Source organism: Runella zeae DSM 19591 (assembly GCF_000423565.1).
Classification (GTDB): domain Bacteria; phylum Bacteroidota; class Bacteroidia; order Cytophagales; family Spirosomataceae; genus Runella; species Runella zeae.
In genome coordinates, this window is record NZ_KE384045.1 from 21,358 (window position 1) to 40,006 (window position 18,649).

Genomic DNA, 18,649 nt, shown 5'->3' on the forward strand with positions numbered 1-18,649 from the left:
ACATTAGAATTTTCTTAGAAGACAAAAAATGGAGTTACAACGTCCTAGCTTTGAGGGTCTAAGTGCCTGATTTTAACCACAAACGATGTTCCGAGGTGTTGTTTGCTTTGTACTTCGATACTGCCCTCATGAAGGTCTATAATACGCTGCACTATCGACAGCCCCACCCCAAAACCCTGATAATCAATAGCGTTTTTGGAGCGATAAAAAGGCTGAAAAATATGAGGCAAATCTACTTTAGCAATCCCAATTCCTTGGTCAATCACCCTTATGATGCAATACTGCTCATCAAACCCTAAGCGAAGCGTGGCTTGGTGGGTGGGGGTATATTTGCAGGCATTTTCTAATAGATTTACAAATACATTTTTTAAGAGCGTTTCATTGCCTTTTACAAGTGTGAAGTAATCTTCTTCAGGAATCTGATCAAAATCAAAATTGATATGATAATCGGTGTGTACAGAAAGTACCTCCTGCTGTGCATTCAGTAGTACTTCTTCCATCCGCACTTCATCGAAGGGAAGTTGGTCGGGCGTTTCATGAATTCTGGCCAGTTGGAGCAGGCTATTGGAGAGTTGGATGAGGCGGTCGGTATCTTTGAGGAGATTTTGTAAAATATGATTATGGTCTTCTAAAGAGTGAAGCATCGACAATCCCACTTGTATTTCGGTTTTGAGGGCAGAAAGGGGCGTACGAAGTTCATGGGACGCTTGAGAAACAAATTGCTTTTGCTGCTGAAAAGCAAGTTCGAGCCTTTCTAGCATGAGATTAAAATTGGTAGCTAGCTGCGCTATTTCATCTTTACCGTTGCCTTCATTGATGCGTTTGCGGAGATTGCGAGCGGTGATTTCGCCTACTTCCTGATTGATAGTATGGATAGGACGTAACGCTTGATTAGCAAAAAATAAAGACAAGGCGATAGTGACAGCAATACCTCCCAAAAAAGCAAATAGAAGGGTAATCACCAACTCCTGAAGCTGGAGTTGTCCGTTTTTGTCGATTCCCGATGCAATGACTACAAAGCGGTCGTATCTTCCTTCAAATACGAGACCAATCACGGCTCTTTCTTCGTACAAAAACCTTATTTCTCGTCGGAGGCGGCTATTGTTGATGAGTTGTTGATTGACATAAGGAGACACCTTCTCGACGTTGGAGTAGAGCAACAAATTCCGATAATCATAGATGAATATTTCTTCGGCGGGTAGCCGAGACGAAGAGTTTCGGTCGATGAGCTTGAGGAGCGTAGTGTTAAATTCTTTGACATCAACTAGTAAGCGAGCGGTAGTTTTGGCGCGGCGAGCAAGGCGGTCATAAAAATTGGTGCGGCGTTGATTTTCTGCCCTAAAGTACACAATAGCCGAAAATACCAACAAAATGGCCAGTACTATCAAGGTAAATTGTAAGGCTATTTTGTACCGTATTTGCATAAGCTAGTCGGCTTTTAGATAGTACCCCAGCCCTGTTTTGGTATGAATCAATTTAGGCTCAAAATTTCGGTCTATCTTTTTTCGTAAATAATTGATAAATACTTCTATGACGTTGGTATTGGTGTCAAAATTAAGCTCCCATACGTGTTCGATGATGTCCATTTTTGAAAGTACGCGACCTTTGTTTCGCAGCAAAAACTCTAGCAGCTCAAACTCACGCGCCGTAAGGTCGATGAGCTGATTGTCCCGTCTCACGGTCTTGTTGACCAGATTCATCTCTAAGTTGGCCTCTCTCAGTATCTCCGAAGCTTGCTCATGTGTGGCATTGGTACGTCTCAACAAGGCGTGGATACGAGCTACTAATTCCCTAAAATCGAAAGGTTTGACCAAATAATCGTCTGCTCCAAAATCAAGTCCTTTGACGCGGTCGTCGATTTCGCCCAAGGCCGTAAGCATCAAAATCGGCGTAGCGACTCCGTGCTGTCTTATGGCCTTACATACCTCAAAGCCATTCATGAGTGGCAGGTTGATGTCCAAAATGATGAGGTCATAACTATAAGTAGTGGCAAGGCGAGCCCCTACAAAACCATCGTAGGCTGGCTCGACCACAAAACCATGTTTTTGGAGGCCATTGGTGGTAGCATCGGAGATGCGTTTGTCATCTTCTACAAAAAGTAATTTGGTGGAAGTCTCCATGGTGTGTTTAGAGATTTCTTAACAACAAAGTGTCTTTTTTTAAACGTATTTTTAGATAATTGTTGAGCCGGTTAAGGTCGGCGGTAGGAAGAGGACGCTTCTCTACTTCCAATAGTACTTGGGATATAGTGTCGGTTTTGGGGCCTATAAAAACCACTTCTCCAAAACCTATTTGTTTGACTTGGGGATAAAGGGCTTGAATTTCTTTCAAAATATTAGTTTGCGTGCGATTAGTCGAATCGGGTCTTTGGTTTACATTCAGTGTTTTGAGGAGGTTTTGAACGGCTTCATTGCTCATTTCGGAGATTTCTTCGCGACTCAGGTTCATCCTAAATAGTCGAATTTCGTAGTCAGGGATGTTGTTGAGTCGCAGACTTTTATTAAACTCCTCCATTTGAGGCTCTTCTAGCTGTTCGCCCGAATAATAAATCTTGACTTGGCGGGGGGCTAGTTCGCGATGAATCTCCCATTTCAATACTTCATTGCCTCGTTTTGTGATTTCATTGACTACTTGAGTTTCGATGATTTTTTTCTCACGATTGTTTTTATAAACGGTGTACAAAAAGTAAATACTTGGGATAAGCGTCACAACCAAAGCACCATAGATAAAATTGCGAACTCGTTTACGAACCGTATCATTTACATACTCTTTGAGGGGAAATCGTAAGTACTTTGCCACGGCAAATGTAGCCAGACTAATAAAGACGGCATTGATAGCAAAAAGGTAAAAAGCGCCACCGAAGATGCGCCAATCGCCATGCGCCAGTCCAAATCCTGCTGTACATACGGGTGGCATCAAGGCCGTAGCAATAGCTACACCCGGAATCGCGTTGGTTTTTTCGGAACGAGAACCTGCCACTATACCCGCTACGCCTCCAAATAAGGCGACCATTACATCTAGCAGGTTGGGTTGGGTACGGGCGAGCTCTTCAGCAGTGGGTTCGCTCAATGGTGATACCCAAAAATACACCGTACTGGTAGCCAAGCTAGCCACTGTCGCGATGGTAAGATTGCGGAGCGACCGCAGTAATATGTCTTGGTCATTGATCGCCAATCCTAACCCTACTCCTAAAATAGGAGACATAAGAGGGGAAATCAACATCGCCCCAATAATGACCGCCGTGGAGTTGGTATCAAGGCCAATGGAGGCCAGCATGGCTGAACAAATAAGAATCCATAAATTGTAGCCCCTCATGGAGATTCCACCCGAAATCTCACGGATGGTTTTGGGGGCATCGGTAGTATCAAAAAGATGAAAAAGGGAGTGGAATTGGGTTTGAATAAAATTCTTCATAGACTATACTCAAACGATAAAAACGAATAGAAAAAATAAGACAATTTGACCAAATGTCGAGGCACAGGCAAATTGTCTTATACGACTGACTAGGCGATTTTCACAACCTCACCGCTGATAGAATGCTTGAGGGCTAGCTCTTTGGCAAAATTGAGATGGCCAGAAGGGGCCATCATAAACAGTCGTCCACCTTTTTGACTAGCCAACATGCTCAGTAGCCGGAGTTTTGAAACTACTCTGTCGGGGTTGTCGGTTTTAAGAACTACCTCAAAATAAGATTTTTCATAAAGCAATTTTGCTGTCACATCTGGTATGAAGCGTTCGTCATCATTTTGACGTTCGTAAGCAATGGGTACTTCGAATCCCTCTAAGTTGGCTTTTATTTGTTCGTAACCTTTACGTTTTACCCACTCTACTACTTTGGGTATATAAGAATCTTTGTCCATGATTAAAAAAAAGTTTATGATTCGTAGCTGTGTTACCTAAGCAAAATAGGAATGGAGCAGCTACCAATCTAAATGAATAAGAAATTTTTAAAAAACAACCTTAAAAGGGTATTGTCAAATAAGGATTGGGGAAAATATTCGGCTCATGTTTTGTCTGTGTACCTTCTTGCTGGCTGGGGTGAGGTCTGATAGAAAGCACTGGGACTTTGGCATGATTGACGATTTGCTGGGCAAAAGGCCCAATGAAAAGTTCTTTGATTTGGTAATCAAGAGAAGCCGTTACTACTAGTAAATCTACTTCTAACTCATTGGCTTTTTCTAGAATAGTTTCGGCCAATGTATCCGAAAAATGAAACTGTGTTTCTACGATTACGCCATCTTCTTCAATGATTTTGATGAGTTTAGCTGCTTCGTCATTGAGGGCTTCAAAAGTATGATTCCCAAGACGTTCTAATACACCCATAACAATAAGCTTCGCGTTGTTTTTACGGATGATTCGCCGCGCAAAATCATATTTTTCTAAGGCATCAGCAATAGGCCGTACTGGAAACAGTATCTTTTTGAAATCGAGCCATTGCTGATGAGGCGGAATGGTCAAAACAGGGCACGAGGCACTCCGAATAACACTATAAGCGGTAGAACCCATAAAAAACTCCCGCAATCCCGATGCACCATGACTACCTAACACAATCAAATCTACTTGATGAGACTTGGCCATGTGTACAATCGAGTCTGTGACACTGCCTGTTTCTACTAATCCTTGGGCATCTATGCCATGAGTTGTGATAAGGGTCTCTACCCATTGTGCTAACTGCTGATTGGCCGTTTTCAAAACCTGATCAAGTCCCGAATCCAATATGACGCTTCCTTCGGGCATTACAAATGCGGTATTGACACTTACAACATGCACCAAAACCAATTTCGCTTGGTGTCGTTTAGCCATAGCGACGGCGGTTTGGAGCGCATTGAGCGAGGTATCGCTAAAGTCGATTGGAACAAGTATTTTTTGTAAGGCTAGAGTATCCATAGTGCTGATTTTTAGAATAAAATAAAATGCTATGCAGGGACGGTGACCGTAGCAAAAACAAACAATTCCCCAACTTCTAAGTGCGTTAGCTATTCGCATACCCAAAAGAATATGCAAATATACGACCATTATAGCTACAAATTTACTTATTCTAAACTTAATAAGGGCTTAATGTAAAATTAGAATTTTATAAAATACAATGAAGGTAGATGCGGTGTTTTTATTATAAAGATCTGAAAAATAGTAACTTATCTGGTGTTTGTTTACAAAAATACTGATGATTAGGTAAGTTTAAACTACGAAATTCACCACTTTTTAAATAAGAGTTATTTGAATAAATCATTAATATTGTCCGAATAAAATAATCCCAACTGTATGTTTTCATCTCAAACTTATATACAGCGCCGTGCTGTTCTCAAAAACTCCCTGCAAGGCGGGCTACTTCTATTTCTAGGAAACGAAGAAACGGGCATGAATTATACTGACAATACCTATCATTTTCGGCAGGATAGTACTTTTTTGTATTATTTTGGGCTTGATAAAGTAGGGTTGGCGGCGATTATTGACTTAGAATCGGGCGAAGAATGGATTGTAGGAGATGAGATTACGATGGATGATGTCATTTGGGCAGGGCCGCAGCCTACCCTTTTGGCGCAGGCTTTAGAAGTGGGAGTAACACAAGTGTTGCCCAAGTCAGCATTAGAAACCAAAATCAAAGGAAGCCTAAGTATAGGAAAATCAGTTCATTACTTGCCACCTTACCGTCCCGAGCATACCTTCAAATTACATCAGTTGACGGGCTGGGCGTTGGGCGAAATCGCGCATAAAGTTTCTCAGGAGTTTGTAATGGCCGTGATCAATCAGCGGTCTTATAAAACCGACGAAGAAATCATAGAAATGGATAAAGCCGTTGATATTTCGGCCCAAATGCACCTCAATGCTATCAAAGCTACGCAAGCTGGTAAATATGAATACGAAATCGTGGGAGTAGTGCATGGTACGGCACGGAGTGGGGGAGGAGATTTAGCTTATCCCATTATTTTGTCGGTCAATGGTCAAACACTCCATAACCACTACCATGGCAATCGTCTTACGAGTGGCAAACTCGTACTAGGAGATTTTGGTGCGGAGGCGGTTTCACATTATGCGGGAGATATCACGCGTACATGGCCTGTGGATCGTGTATTTACCCAAAAACAAAAGGAAATTTATCAGATTGTACTAGATGCTAATCTGAACGTAATCGATGCCCTCCGACCCGGAATAACGTATCTTGATTGTCATTTGATAGCTTGGCGCACTGTAGCAGAAGGTCTCAAAGACCTCGGTTTGCTAAAAGGTGACATTGACGAAATGCTTACACTTGGCGTACCGGCGTTGTTTATGCCTCATGGCGTAGGACACATGATTGGCTTGGATGTGCACGACATGGAAAACCTAGGCGAAGACCTCATCGGCTACCGTGAAGGCATGACGCGTAGCTCGCTATTGGGTCTCAAATCCCTACGTTTGGCCAAAGAGCTGGAGGCGGGTTTTGTACTTACGGTAGAGCCCGGGCTTTATTTTATTCCTGAGTTGATCCAACAATGGCATAGTCAAGGCAAGTTTTTGGAGTATGTAAATTATGATGCCTTGAAAGACTACTTTGATTTTGGAGGAGTGAGGATTGAAGACAATTATCTCATTACCCACGATGGCGCTCGCCTTATCGGAGCGCCTATTCCGAAGACCATAGCTGAAATAGAAGCACTAAGGGCTTAAAAATCCACCCGTTAGATTGACAGTGATACCAAAATGCGTTACGATATTATTGATAGAGAGCTGTTTGTACAAAACCGCCAACGACTTTATAAATTGCTAAAGCCTAAAAGCTTGGTAGTATTGAACGCCAATGATGTAATGCCTACCAATGCCGACGGTACCATGGGCTTTCAGCAAAATTCAGACTTATTTTATTTGTCGGGCATTGACCAAGAAGAGACTATCCTTGTTTTGTTTCCAGAGCATCCTGACCCGCGTTTTCGCGAAGTGCTTTTTTTACGTGAAACCAACGAATTGATTGCTGTTTGGGAAGGCGAAAAACTATCAAAAGAGCAAGCCACTAAGATTTCGGGGGTAGAGCGTATTTATTGGACTCATCAGTTTGAGGCGATTTTTGGCCAAATGGTATTTGAAGCCGACTATGTGTATCTCAATACCAATGAGCACGCCCGTGGTGAATTGCAGGTACAATCACGAGATGCGCGTTATATCCGTGATTTTAAGGAAAAATACCCCTTACATACCCTACAGCGCTTAGCACCTTTGACCTACTATCTGCGGGCTACCAAACAAACACCAGAAATTGGGTTGATTCAGCAAGCTATTGATATTACGAGGGAGGGGTTTTTGAGGGTGCTGAAGTTTACAAAACCAGAAGTGTGGGAATATGAGATTGAAGCGGAGTTTGTGCATGAGTTTATCAAACGACGCTCAAAAGGCTTCGCTTATACGCCTATTATTGCTTCGGGAGCCAATGCTTGTGTGCTTCATTATGTTCAAAACAATAAGCAGTGTAAAGATGGAGAAGTGTTGCTACTGGATGTAGCAGCCGAATATGCCAATTATAACGCCGATTTGACACGTTCTATTCCTGTCAATGGACGATTTACCCCGCGCCAACGAGAGGTGTATGAGGCTGTTTTACGGGTAATGAAAGCCGCTAAAATGATGCTCACCACGGGCAATACCTTGGATGAATACCAAGCCGAAGTGGCCAAAGTGATGGAAAGCGAATTGTTGGGGTTGGGTTTGTTGATTAAAACTGACATCGAAAATCAAGACCCCGAATGGCCTGCGTATAAAAAATATTTTATGCATGGCACTTCTCACTTACTGGGCTTGGATGTGCACGATGTCGGCAGCCGCTATCGCAAGTTTGCACCGGGTATGGTTTTTACGTGTGAGCCTGGGATTTATATCAAACAAGAAGGGCTGGGGATTCGGCTCGAAAACAATATCCTCATTACCGAAAGTGGTAATATCGATCTCATGGCTCATATTCCCATAGAAGCCGATGAAATCGAGCAATGGATGAATCCATAATGAAGTAAATGACACCACTCAGCGAGTTTCTGAAATGTGTTTTGGAAACTTACTGGCTTTTAATTTGATTTAAGTACACTCTATGGAACTCTTTCTAAGTGAGGATATAGTCAAGTTGCTTATTGCGGCTGGGCTGGGGGCATTGATAGGATTGGAGCGCGAATACCACAGCAAATCGGCAGGGCTGCGAACGATGATGCTTATATCGTTGGGAGCGACCCTGTTTACCGTTATTTCTACCAAATTAGGAAACGATACCGGACGAATCGCCGCCAATATCGTAACAGGTATCGGTTTTATTGGAGGGGGGATTATTTTTCGAGAAAACAACCGCGTCGTAGGGATCACTACCGCTGCCACCGCTTGGGCTACGGCGGCACTTGGGATGTGTGTTGGAATAGGGTTTTATCATATTGCATTAGTAGCTTCTGGATTGGTATTGGTGGTGTTGTATGTTTTGTTGCCTATCCAAAACATAGTGAAACGTCGCAATCAACTTCGTAACTACCGCATTGTATGTAAATTCCAGCAAAAAACACTCAAAAATTACGAAATGCTATTTAGGGATTTAGGGCTTGATGCCAAAAGAGGCATACAAAGCCGAGTCGGTAATACAATCACAGGTACTTGGATTGTGCAAGGTTCGGAAAGAGAGCATGAAAAATTGACCAAAATTTTGCTGAATGATAAGGAGGTAATAGAGTTTGATTTTTAACCAACACCTTGATGTAACAACTTTTGAATCTATTCTTCAAAACCGTTTAATAAATTGTTGAGTGCCTATTTTTTTTAATTAAACAATTTCTATTTATCTTACCCAAGAACATTATTATCAAAGTAGCATAAAAATGAAGACATATGTCTGAAATATAAATTAATTATACCAAAACAACCATTCAATAAAATATGGTCTCCGAAAAACGTAGTGCATTAGTGATTGGGGCTACAGGTTTGGTGGGAGCAAAAGTCGTAGAAAAACTACTGACTTCCGAAAAATACACACATATCAAAGTTCTTGTTCGTAAGCCATTGAATATCAGCCATTCGAAACTTGAGTGTATTGTTTTTGATTTTGACAAACCAGATATATCGCTCATAAAAGCCGACGACGTGTTTTGTTGTTTAGGCACTACTATGAAAAAAGCAGGTTCAAAAGAAGCTTTTTACAAAGTTGATTATACTTATCCTTACCAAATAGCCCAAATGGCTCTTACCAATGGTGCCAAACGATTTGCGATTGTGACGGCAATGGGCGCCAATTCAAAATCGCTTTTTTATTATAATCGGGTAAAAGGTGATATTGAAGAAGCCTTAAAAAAATTAGGGTATGAAGCGGTACTTATTTTCAGACCGTCGTTGCTGCTTGGTAATCGTTCCGAAAGCCGTACTGGTGAAAAAATAGGAGAAGCATTAGCCAAATTTTTTCAAGGTATTATCCCTATCAAGTACCGAGCCATCGAAGCCGAAAAGGTAGCTGCTGCTATGGTTTCTATTACTGCTAGCAACGTAAAAGGAGCACTTGTGTACGAATCAGACCTGATGCAAGAATTTTGACCTGAAATGTATGAGTCTCACAATTAGACCCGCGCTAGCACTCGATGTATCCATTATTTATCAATTTATCAGCGAGTTAGAGGAGGAAGTTTTTGATTTCGAGGAGTTTAATAGAATATATGCCCAAAACCTAGCTAATCCTGATTGTCATTATTTCTTGGCTTTCGACGCGGATGAGTGTATAGGGTATGCAAGTATACATGCTCAGTGGCTGTTGCATCACTGCGGTAAAGTAGGCGAAATTCAGGAGATGTTTGTCAAGGATGCTTATCGTGGCAAAGGCATCGGGAGTCTTCTTATAGAGGCAATTTTTGAAGTGGCAAAGCGCGAAAATTTCAAAATTTTAGAAGTAACAGCCAACAAAAAACGAATGGACACGCATCGGTTTTACGAAAGTAAAGGCTTGCTACCTACGCATTTTAAGTTTGTAAAAAAGTACGATTAACTTTTTTTCTTCTCTGCCTGACGCATAGGCATTGCATCTATCAGTCCAAAAAGCACTGAGCTATTGACTGGCTCATAGCTACTTAATTTGATAGTACCGTCTTTACCTACAAGCCAGCACCCAAAGCCCCGGGGATTGTATTCAAATCTTTGATTTAAAACCTGCCTATCTTCTACTGATAGATTGACTAGGGTGTATTCGAGTACCACTAAGTCTCGTTCCAAAAAATCGTTATAAAAACCTTCAAACAGTTTTTTCTGAAGTTGAAACTCAGCATCGTTGCGGTGAGGGCTATAAATCACCACTACTCGTTTTTTCCACGTCAAATTTTGGAGTTTTTCGGTAAGAGATGTTTCTCCTAGCAGTAATGCCGCCCATGCGAGATAAATCATCATGACATTTTGGATTAATATAGCTACTAAACTACTCCTCCCCAAATTATGTTTTCAGAGTATCTCATCAGGTCTTCATCGAAGGTATTCTATTGGGGTTTTATTGTTCTCCATGCTTCTAGAGGACGGTCCGAAGAAAGAATATCAGCCCCTTTTTTGACAAATTCTTGATAAAGCTGGTCTCCGCGCGCTGCTGCCATTTTGTCTAGGTTGCCAAGAGTCCCTAGTATACATCTGATGCCTTTGGCGTGCAAAAACTCACAAAGAGACGAATTGGGCTCTCTCGTACCCACAAAGGCAATCATGCGATTGTCGGGAATTCCTAGGTCGTGGTGGCGTTGGTATTCGTCTTGGCTACGGATTGTTACCGAAATCATCACTTCGGGGGCAAGGCGGTGTACCTTCGCCGCATCTTGGGCGTTGTAGGTAATAATAGCGGCATAGCTGTCGGCTTTATGCTTTTTGACTAGTTCTATTACTTTTTCGAAAGGGACGCTTCGTTTCACATCTAGGGTAAACAAAACTTTATTTTTGCCCCATTTCAGGACGTCATTGAGGGTCGGGATCTTGTAAGAAGTGAGCGTTCCTTTATTGTCTTCTAATCGCAAACTTTGGCAATATTTCCACGATACTTCTCTTACTTTTCCAGTGCCATTGGTGGTACGTTCAAGGGCATCATCGTGCATCATCATCATGATGCTGTCTTGGGTCATAGAAATGTCACATTCAATGATAAGAGGCATTTGCTTAGCCAACCATTCAAAGGATTCGATGCAGTTTTCGGGATAGCCCGCATAGTCTCCTCCTCCTCGGTGCGCGCTGATGAGAGGGGTACTAGAAGATTGGTATTGGAAAATAGCTTGGGAAGTACTATGAAGATAAGTTTTGGGCGAACAACCCATCAACAATAAACCTAACAAAAAAGAAAGAAAACTTGTTTTGAGAGACATAGAATGTGGTATGATGTGTCTTTAATAACTGCAAATAAACAAATAAGCACTTATGTTTAAACAAATTCTTTTTATTATGCTCATTTTAGGAGCGGTATTGTCGGCTGATGCACAAGATACCCGTTTATACGAAACCCGTATTTACTATACCGAACCAGGTCGTTTAGATGCTTTATTGACACGTTTTCGTAATCATACGACCAAAATCTTCGAAAAGCATGGGATGACCAATGTCGGATATTGGGTGCCCTTACACGAAGAAAACAAGCTCATCTACGTACTTTCGTACCCTGACCGAGCCGCTCGTGACGCTGCGTGGAAAGCTTTCGGGTCTGATCCTGAGTGGAAAAAAGTACAGAGTGAGTCGGAGTTAAGTGGCAAAATTGTTTCTAAAATAGAAAGCATTTTTATGAAAGCCACTGATTTTTCGCCCAAAATCAAATCCTCTAAAAGTAAAAAAGAGCGCGTATTTGAGCTACGAACGTATACCACCAATACAGGAAAATTGCCTGATTTGTTGACGCGTTTTAGGGATCATACGCTCAAGTTGTTTAAAAAACATGGCATGACCAACGTTGCCTATTGGACCGTGGATGGTAAAGATGATACATTGATTTATATTTTAGCACATCCTAGTGAAGAAGCTGGAAAACAGGCGTTTGAGGCGTTTAGGGCTGATCCTGTCTGGATAAAAGCACGCGACGAATCAGAAAAGAATGGTAAGTTGGCAGCTAAAGTAGAATCAGTCTATATGAAAGCTACCGATTTCTCAACTATTAAGTAACCGGAATCAATGAAAACCCAGCTCATTTGTTTGACTTTGGGAGTTGTTTTGGGTAGTTGTGGAGGCTCAGAAAAGCAAGCTTCTCACTCGACTGTGGCTGATACTACGGTAGTAAAGGTTGTGAAAGACAGCCTGAGTGTTTATTTGCCTGATGTGAAAGCCTCTCTTCCCGAAGCTCAAACGGTAGAAGTCAAAGATGACCCTGTATTTTTTAAGGCCAAGTCTTATAAAGCTATTCCTTTGCAGACGGTTCTTGATCAATTTTTGCCGGCTTACAAAAAACTTGACCTCAGCCAAACCCAAATTGTATTTGAGTGTGAAGACGGCTACAATCCTTCGATGTCGCTCGCAAAAATACTGAGTAAAAAAGCGTATCTGGCTGTGTCTGACACAGATGCTCCCGCAGGCGAAGATTGGATAAATCCCAAAAAAGGGAATCATGAAATGAAAATAGCGCCGTTTTATGTAGTCTACACAGACGTGCCTGCCAAGGATGTAACTTATAAATGGCCTTACAATTTGGTCAAAATAAGTTTGTCAGCCGCTTCAAAGGAATTAGCGGTACTGTTTCCTAAAGAAGATGATACGCAAGTCAAAGGATTTGAATTGTTTAAAGTAAATTGTTTGACTTGCCATTCGCTCAACAAAGTAGGAGGAAAAATGGGGCCTGAGCTCAATTATCCCAAAAGTATCACTGAGTATTGGCAAGTAGAGCATATCAAACAATTTGTGAAAGCTCCTTCATCGTATCGTAACGACTGCAAAATGCCAGCCGTGACTCATTTGAGCGATAGAGAACTCGACGAAATCGTGAGGTATTTGCAGTACATGGCGAAGCATAAAGTATAGGATTCTTAGATTCTAAGCCAAGACTCAGGAAGTAGGTCTTTGGTATCAAATCGCCCCGAATGGAACCACTCCAGCGGGGCGATTACTATTTTATTGGGATTGGGATTGAGCCAAGCGCCCCACCAGCTAAAGGTGCTGTTGGCGATGATGTGATGCTGACAAGAAGCCATCAGCCACAAGTCTTCGGGAGCAGAATGAGGCTCTACAAAATGGGTAGGATAGGAAAACGATAAATTGGCTTTGCACCATTCTATATCATCCGAAAATACAAATAAAGTAAAAGAAGAAGAGATTTGGGAGGTGAGCAAATCAAGCGCTCGGTGATAATAGTCTTGTGGGCAAGTACACAGATAAAGATTTGATTTGGAATAGTGTAGATAGTCTCCACGGCGTATATGTACACTTACGGCTAAAGTACTTTTGATTTTTTTTGACCAATTCTGATAAGCACCAGAAGGAGGAAATTGCATCACCAAATCTTCCCGGATAGTGGAGGCAATGGGAGCGAAATATTTTTCGGATTGCCAGTATCCATCCAGATAGGTATTGTCGGGGATAGATAGTATAGAAGGTGCAAAGTGAAAATAAGGCTCTCGATAATAATGGGTATGTAAATGTCTTGGAAGGTTTATTTTTGATAGCCAAGGCGAGAAAGTGCCTTTCAATGATTTGATTTCAGTTTTATTGGCAGCGGTAGCTTGGATATGAAATGCTTCCAATGCAAAACTACGATAAGTCCATTGATGAGAGTTGTCGAGGTAGGAGGTGTCAAATCTCAATTCAGTCTGATGCCGGAGAGCCAAATGCCTCCCCAAAGCATACTGAAAAAGTTGATTGCCCAGACCTCCTCGGAGTTTCGTGATAATCATGAGACTAATTTTTTTATTAATTCATCATAGGTCTTTATTACTTTTTGCCAATTATAGTCTGAGTGGAAGGCTTTCTTTCCAGCTTCACTCAATTGCATACGTTCTTGGGAATGTTGCAAGAGAAAAAAAACTTGTTTTTTGAACTGCTCTGAAGTACGAAAACACATCCCACCTGCTAGCTCAGATACGCTTCCTACGTCTCTACATATGAAAGGAACCCCAGCTGCCATCGAATCTAATAACACCAAAGGCTGAACTTCGGTGAAGGTAGCTGATACAAACAAAGTGGAGGCATGATAAGCGGCCTTTATATGTGATTGAGATAGTTTGTCAAAGATAAAGATAGTTTTGTTTAATTTTGTAGAAGCTAGTTTTTTTAGCTTTTTGGTATAGAAATTGACATGGCTTCCAATCAAAATCAAGGCAGTATCTTCCAAATTCATCTCTAAAAACCACTTTATCAACTGATGTTGGCCTTTGGATTTCATGAAATTACTTACACAAAGGAGCATATTTGAGGTAGATATTCCGTAGTGTTGCTTAAAATTGAGGCTTGGAGGTATATCAAAATCAGGTTGGGCCGCATTCGGAATCACCGAAAAGTTTGGTAGTGAGAGGCGTTTGAACCACACCACATCTGTCATGCGAAGTAGATCAGGTTTGTGGCTAAGAAAAACATAGTGGTCAAATTTTTTTAACTTTTCAGGAAAACGCCACGCCAATGGCCGATTGATCAACCACCTTATCCATCCTTTCACGCCGGGAAGTATTAGATTGAGAGTGGTGCCATGACTTACCAAGACGGTCTTGCCCCTAATATGCTGCCACAAGGGCAATGCAAGTTCAGACACCCATGTTTCCCAACAATGAAAAAAGAAAATATCCGCATTTGACTCAAGCAAGTAGGTCTGATAATCTTTTTCTTGTTCGGTTTTGGGGCGAAGCGAAAATCTGCGGTAGTGGATAGGAAAATAGACAAGTTTGAAGGGGAATTTTGGCACCTGTTTTGACAAAGGTTGCGTGACGACCGTGACATCATACCCTAGTTGATGCAATCCAAAGGCGTGCTGAAATGCTACTTGGGCTATTCCATGCTGGGCTGGATAAAAATCAAAACTAGCAATAACAATCTTGAGTGACATAACGCAAAAGAGGAATAGAGTTTTGCTTTTGACCCACTTATTCAAGAAAAGCAACATAAATTTTATAAAATTTATGTGAGAAAGATAAATCGCTGTGCTACTACCCACCTTGTAGCATACCTACGAGTGGATACTTGTGATAAAAAAATCTTTCTTCTAGTTTTAGTTTGCGTTTAAAATGTGTACTTTTGCGGGCAATTTTTTGATAACTCGCTTTTTTGAATGACGGTTTGTGTCCGTCCGCTGAAAAAAGCACCAATTTAATTTACAACAATGTCTAATGAGTTAATCAAGTTGGTTGATGCAGAATTCGCTGGAAAACGCGAAAGCATCCCTTCGTTTCAGGCAGGGGATACCCTCAATGTTCACCTTAAAATTATTGAAGGTACCAAAGAGCGGATTCAGGTATTTACTGGAACCGTAATTCAACGCCGCAATGTAGGTGGAAGTGGAGAGACCTTTACTATCCGTAAAGTATCAAATGGAGTGGGTGTAGAGCGTATAATCCCTATTCTGTCACCAAGCATCGACAAAATCGAATTGGTACGTCAGGGTAGAGTACGTCGTGCTCGTTTGTTTTATCTTCGTGGTAAACAAGGCAAAGCCGCTCGTGTTAAAGAGAAAAAGAAATAATTTCTCAAAGCGAGTGGTTATAAAAAAGCTGTCTTTTGAGGCGGCTTTTTTTATGTTTGTATTTTTGATTTTATACCAAATAGCTTCTTCCAATGCTGCCCGATAAATTTTCTATTAGATTTTCAAAGTACCAAGGTACAGGCAATGACTTTATCATGATAGACGACCGTGATGAGCAGTTTCCTGTCGACAAAAACTTTATCGAATTTTTATGTCATCGCCGTTTTGGAATAGGTGCTGATGGCCTTATCTTACTTCGCAATGCCGAAGGATATGATTTCAGAATGGTGTATTTCAACGCTGATGGAGGCGAAGGAAGTATGTGCGGCAATGGCGGGCGTTGTACCGTAAGATTTGCCCAGGATTTGGGACTTTTTGAAGAAAATACGCTTTTCATTGCCGTAGACGGTGAGCACAAGGCCGTCGCGTGTGAAGAAGAGATTTTCTTAAAAATGGGAGATGTGACAGGGGGGAGCCCAGATGGCAACGACTACTTTTTAAATACAGGCTCTCCTCACTATGTTACTTTTGTAGAAGCGGTAGAAGCGGTGGATGTGGTGACCGAGGGTAAAAAAATACGCTACGGAGATGTATATGGCCCGAAAGGAGGAACCAATGTCAATTTTGTGCAAAACCTCGATGAGCAGACGCTCTATGTACGTACTTATGAGCGAGGCGTAGAAGACGAAACCTACTCGTGTGGGACTGGTGTGACGGCCTGCGCTTTAGTAGCTCACAAACGATTTGGAATGACTGAGCCTATCAATGTCAAAACCAAAGGAGGAGACCTCCGAGTCTCGTTTGTAGAAGATGAGACAGGCTTCAACAATATATATCTAATCGGACCTGCCGTCAAAGTATATGAAGGCGTTTTTGTGGTCGATTAAGATTCAATCTTCCACTTCCAAAATACCCCCTTGGAGGTGGAAAATTGACTTTGTTTGTAATTCCTCCGCACGGCAGTAGTCTTTTGCTGCTACTTTCGAGCGCGTGCCATTGGTGCATACTACGATGATATTTTGGAAGGGTACCACCTCTTTTCGTCGCTCTCGAATGTCGGCCAGTGGAATATTAATCCCTCCTATATTAAACTCCTCAAACTCCCAAGGCTCGCGCACATCTACAACGACAGTTTGGGGATGTTGGGCCAGAATTTCTAAAGTAGCTAGCGAAATATCTTGATAAACAATACTCATTGCTGCTGCTGTTGTTTCATCCACTTAACAGTTACATCCACAATTTCGTGGTTAAAATTTTGCTCAATGTGCCGGGTGTATTTTTTACTTTGGATGAGTTTGTAATACTCTTCAAAAGACTGTATTTTCCCAAACCAGTGGTCACTATTTTTGATGAGTTGATAGCTACCTTTGTCTCCCAAAACTTCATTTACAAGCTGAGCAATATTTTGGGCAGATTCTGGACTCATGGCCTTTTCGTCAAACTCCCCATGCAGAGATAAGGTAGGAGTAGCTGCTTCTATCCATGCCTGAGTGATGTTTTGCTGATTGAGTTCAGGAAAAAAGAGTGCTGCTTTGCCAAAAAATGTTCCTCTGTAGTATTGTAGTGGATTTTCTTTAGAAGTAAGAATCGCTTCAAAATCTGGATTTTGGATTAAATCACTTACGCTTTTGTTTTGGACGAGCCATTCAAAAAGCAAGGGTGTGACCATGCGAGTCGTGGCGTCAATAGCTTGGAGAGATTCCTTATGAAGCAGAGGCTGTTTTCTGAAAACATCAATCATGTGTTCAAACCAAGGTTTGGTAGTACTACCATAAACCATGATACCACGCGGCTTATTAGGGGCTTGAGCTGCTAGGAGAGGGGCAATCGAGCCACCTACACCATGTCCAAAAATAAAGGCTTGGGTACTATCTACAAAAGATAGTTTTTTGAACGTAGTAAAAGCATTTTGAAAAGCAGAAAGCTCTTCTTGAAAACTCAACCGAGAGCAATCTTTTGTTCCTTGGCTTTCACCAATTCCGGGTTTTTCAACCCTAAACACCACATAACCAGCCTTTACCCAGCCATCAATAAGCTTTTTGACAGGAGATAAAGAATCTTTAGAAAAGTCGATAGAGCTACACTCGTAGTCTTGAATATAAAATATAGCAGGAAAACGAGCCGCCCCGTATGGCTTATGGATAAGGGTACGTAAATAACCTCGATTGTACGCCATTTCTTCGTATCTTACCTCTCCTTTTGATGATTCTTTTCGACCCGCTACCACCTGTCCGACGACTCTATTTTTACGACGTCCTCTGATGTATGTAATCGAAATAGGTTCGTTTTCGTAGATGCTTTTTTCTAATTTCTGAAAATCATATAAGTAAAGAGAGTCGATATTGTTGACAGCCACTAAAATATCATTGACTTGAATACCCAACGCCGCAGCGGTGAGACCTGGCGTAACGGATTTTACCCAAATTCCCCTGGTTTCTAGTACACGTTCTTCGGCCAACAAAGAATCAGATGCTTCGACGTATTGAATTCCGAGGGAACCTTTGTGCCTTAAATGCTGAGCTAGTACTGTAAAACCTGTCAGAAATAAGAGAAAAAATAATAAACTAAAACGCATCTGATTGGAAATTTTAATCGTTGATAGGCATATAGATTGCGACTGTTTTGTAACTTCTAACAACAGTGACATTGATAGGGTTTATTACAAAGGTTGTGCCTGAAAAGTGATTTCGGAGAGCAAACCTACAGAATTGAACCTCAAAATTAGTTTTTGAGCGTTGGATTTTTGAGCGATGTCGTTGCAATGAGGCCCTTTTTCTAAAAAATAGACATAAAATTTTTGGTCTCTTCCCGCCAACTGATTAATGTCTGGACGGCCAAACATCCTGCCTACTTCTTCAATATGCTTTCCTAAAAGTTTATCTTGGGTTTGTTTTAAGTCATTTTCAAGCCCTTTTCTGACGTCATTGCACCCGCCTCGGTCACTTCTCCATTTTACTAAATCTAAATTCCCGAATTTGTCGGGGGCAGAACTACATCCTACCCAAATAGATGACAAAAAGAAAGAAAAAACTAAAATACGTAGATGTTTCATGACAGCGG

The 18,649-nt window shown here is 41.5% G+C and carries 21 protein-coding genes; 9 read left to right on the top strand and 12 right to left on the bottom strand.

The annotated features are described in order from the left end of the window. Nucleotides 1-44: 44 nt before the first annotated feature. From G563_RS0130775 to G563_RS36350, 5 genes are all read right to left on the bottom strand, one after another. Nucleotides 45-1,424: a sensor histidine kinase gene (locus G563_RS0130775; RefSeq protein WP_028668719.1), complete on the bottom strand. Its 1,380-nt coding sequence runs from the start codon at nt 1,422-1,424 to the stop codon at nt 45-47. Nucleotides 1,425-1,427: 3 nt separating this feature from the next. Then, a complete protein-coding gene (locus tag G563_RS0130780; protein WP_028668720.1) occupies nt 1,428-2,120 on the bottom strand; it encodes a response regulator transcription factor in 693 nt (230 codons plus the stop codon). Between the two features lie 7 nt (nt 2,121-2,127). Then, the gene (locus G563_RS36345) at nt 2,128-3,414 is read right to left on the bottom strand and encodes a DUF389 domain-containing protein (protein ID WP_051211318.1); all 1,287 of its coding nucleotides are present in this window, start codon (nt 3,412-3,414) and stop codon (nt 2,128-2,130) included. A gap of 89 nt (nt 3,415-3,503) precedes the next feature. Beyond that, a complete protein-coding gene (locus tag G563_RS0130790; RefSeq protein ID WP_028668721.1) occupies nt 3,504-3,860 on the bottom strand; it encodes a hypothetical protein in 357 nt (118 codons plus the stop codon). Nucleotides 3,861-3,960: 100 nt separating this feature from the next. Continuing rightward, nucleotides 3,961-4,887 carry a universal stress protein gene (locus G563_RS36350; RefSeq protein WP_051211319.1) on the bottom strand — a complete coding sequence of 309 codons (927 nt, stop codon included), beginning with the start codon at nt 4,885-4,887 and terminating at the stop codon, nt 3,961-3,963. A gap of 375 nt (nt 4,888-5,262) precedes the next feature. On the opposite strand from G563_RS36350, the gene G563_RS0130800 reads away from it, so the two are divergent. The 5 genes from G563_RS0130800 (at nt 5,263) to G563_RS0130820 (ending at nt 9,970) form a co-directional block, all read left to right on the top strand. After that, entirely contained in the window at nt 5,263-6,648 is a 1,386-nt protein-coding gene (locus G563_RS0130800; RefSeq protein WP_028668722.1) for an aminopeptidase P family protein, read from the top strand. A 33-nt stretch (nt 6,649-6,681) separates the two neighbouring features. Beyond that, nucleotides 6,682-7,971 carry an aminopeptidase P family protein gene (locus tag G563_RS0130805; RefSeq protein WP_028668723.1) on the top strand — a complete coding sequence of 430 codons (1,290 nt, stop codon included), beginning with the start codon at nt 6,682-6,684 and terminating at the stop codon, nt 7,969-7,971. Nucleotides 7,972-8,053: 82 nt separating this feature from the next. After that, nucleotides 8,054-8,686 carry an MgtC/SapB family protein gene (locus tag G563_RS0130810; protein WP_028668724.1) on the top strand — a complete coding sequence of 211 codons (633 nt, stop codon included), beginning with the start codon at nt 8,054-8,056 and terminating at the stop codon, nt 8,684-8,686. 191 nt (nt 8,687-8,877) lie between these two features. Beyond that, nucleotides 8,878-9,525: an NAD(P)H-binding protein gene (locus G563_RS0130815; protein WP_028668725.1), complete on the top strand. Its 648-nt coding sequence runs from the start codon at nt 8,878-8,880 to the stop codon at nt 9,523-9,525. Between the two features lie 10 nt (nt 9,526-9,535). Further along, entirely contained in the window at nt 9,536-9,970 is a 435-nt protein-coding gene (locus G563_RS0130820) for a GNAT family N-acetyltransferase (protein ID WP_028668726.1), read from the top strand. Here the strand turns inward: G563_RS0130820 and G563_RS36355 are convergent. Further along, the gene (locus tag G563_RS36355; protein ID WP_051211320.1) at nt 9,967-10,365 is read right to left on the bottom strand and encodes a DUF4174 domain-containing protein; all 399 of its coding nucleotides are present in this window, start codon (nt 10,363-10,365) and stop codon (nt 9,967-9,969) included. The genes G563_RS0130820 and G563_RS36355 overlap by 4 nt on opposite strands. Before the next feature lie 86 nt (nt 10,366-10,451). After that, nucleotides 10,452-11,312 carry a glycerophosphodiester phosphodiesterase family protein gene (locus G563_RS0130830; RefSeq protein WP_028668727.1) on the bottom strand — a complete coding sequence of 287 codons (861 nt, stop codon included), beginning with the start codon at nt 11,310-11,312 and terminating at the stop codon, nt 10,452-10,454. A 52-nt stretch (nt 11,313-11,364) separates the two neighbouring features. Here G563_RS0130830 and G563_RS0130835 point away from each other — a divergent pair, with 52 nt between their 5' ends. Both G563_RS0130835 and G563_RS36360 read left to right on the top strand, forming a co-directional pair. Further along, a complete protein-coding gene (locus G563_RS0130835) occupies nt 11,365-12,096 on the top strand; it encodes an NIPSNAP family protein (protein ID WP_028668728.1) in 732 nt (243 codons plus the stop codon). 9 nt (nt 12,097-12,105) lie between these two features. Then, nucleotides 12,106-12,945, top strand: a complete 840-nt coding sequence (locus G563_RS36360) for a c-type cytochrome (RefSeq protein ID WP_037328668.1) — start codon at nt 12,106-12,108, stop codon at nt 12,943-12,945. A 5-nt stretch (nt 12,946-12,950) separates the two neighbouring features. Here the strand turns inward: G563_RS36360 and G563_RS0130845 are convergent, their stop codons facing one another. Then, nucleotides 12,951-13,814 carry an alpha-1,2-fucosyltransferase gene (locus G563_RS0130845; protein WP_028668729.1) on the bottom strand — a complete coding sequence of 288 codons (864 nt, stop codon included), beginning with the start codon at nt 13,812-13,814 and terminating at the stop codon, nt 12,951-12,953. After that, nucleotides 13,811-14,956: a glycosyltransferase family 4 protein gene (locus G563_RS0130850; RefSeq protein WP_028668730.1), complete on the bottom strand. Its 1,146-nt coding sequence runs from the start codon at nt 14,954-14,956 to the stop codon at nt 13,811-13,813. The genes G563_RS0130845 and G563_RS0130850 overlap by 4 nt, the downstream gene beginning before the upstream one ends. 273 nt (nt 14,957-15,229) lie before the next feature. Here G563_RS0130850 and rplS point away from each other — a divergent pair, with 273 nt between their 5' ends. Next, nucleotides 15,230-15,589: a 50S ribosomal protein L19 gene (gene rplS / locus G563_RS0130860; RefSeq protein WP_028668731.1), complete on the top strand. Its 360-nt coding sequence runs from the start codon at nt 15,230-15,232 to the stop codon at nt 15,587-15,589. Between the two features lie 92 nt (nt 15,590-15,681). Then, nucleotides 15,682-16,476: a diaminopimelate epimerase gene (dapF, locus tag G563_RS0130865; RefSeq protein ID WP_037328671.1), complete on the top strand. Its 795-nt coding sequence runs from the start codon at nt 15,682-15,684 to the stop codon at nt 16,474-16,476. A 3-nt stretch (nt 16,477-16,479) separates the two neighbouring features. Here dapF and G563_RS0130870 read toward each other — a convergent pair whose 3' ends face one another. From G563_RS0130870 to G563_RS0130880, 3 genes are all read right to left on the bottom strand, one after another. After that, nucleotides 16,480-16,785, bottom strand: coding sequence for a rhodanese-like domain-containing protein (locus G563_RS0130870; RefSeq protein ID WP_037328673.1), 306 nt, complete (start codon nt 16,783-16,785; stop codon nt 16,480-16,482). After that, the gene (locus tag G563_RS0130875; RefSeq protein WP_028668734.1) at nt 16,782-18,164 is read right to left on the bottom strand and encodes a serine aminopeptidase domain-containing protein; all 1,383 of its coding nucleotides are present in this window, start codon (nt 18,162-18,164) and stop codon (nt 16,782-16,784) included. Before G563_RS0130875 ends, G563_RS0130870 begins: the two co-directional genes overlap by 4 nt. An 84-nt stretch (nt 18,165-18,248) precedes the next feature. Further along, nucleotides 18,249-18,641, bottom strand: coding sequence for a hypothetical protein (locus tag G563_RS0130880; RefSeq protein ID WP_051211321.1), 393 nt, complete (start codon nt 18,639-18,641; stop codon nt 18,249-18,251). Between the last annotated feature and the right edge of the window lie 8 nt (nt 18,642-18,649).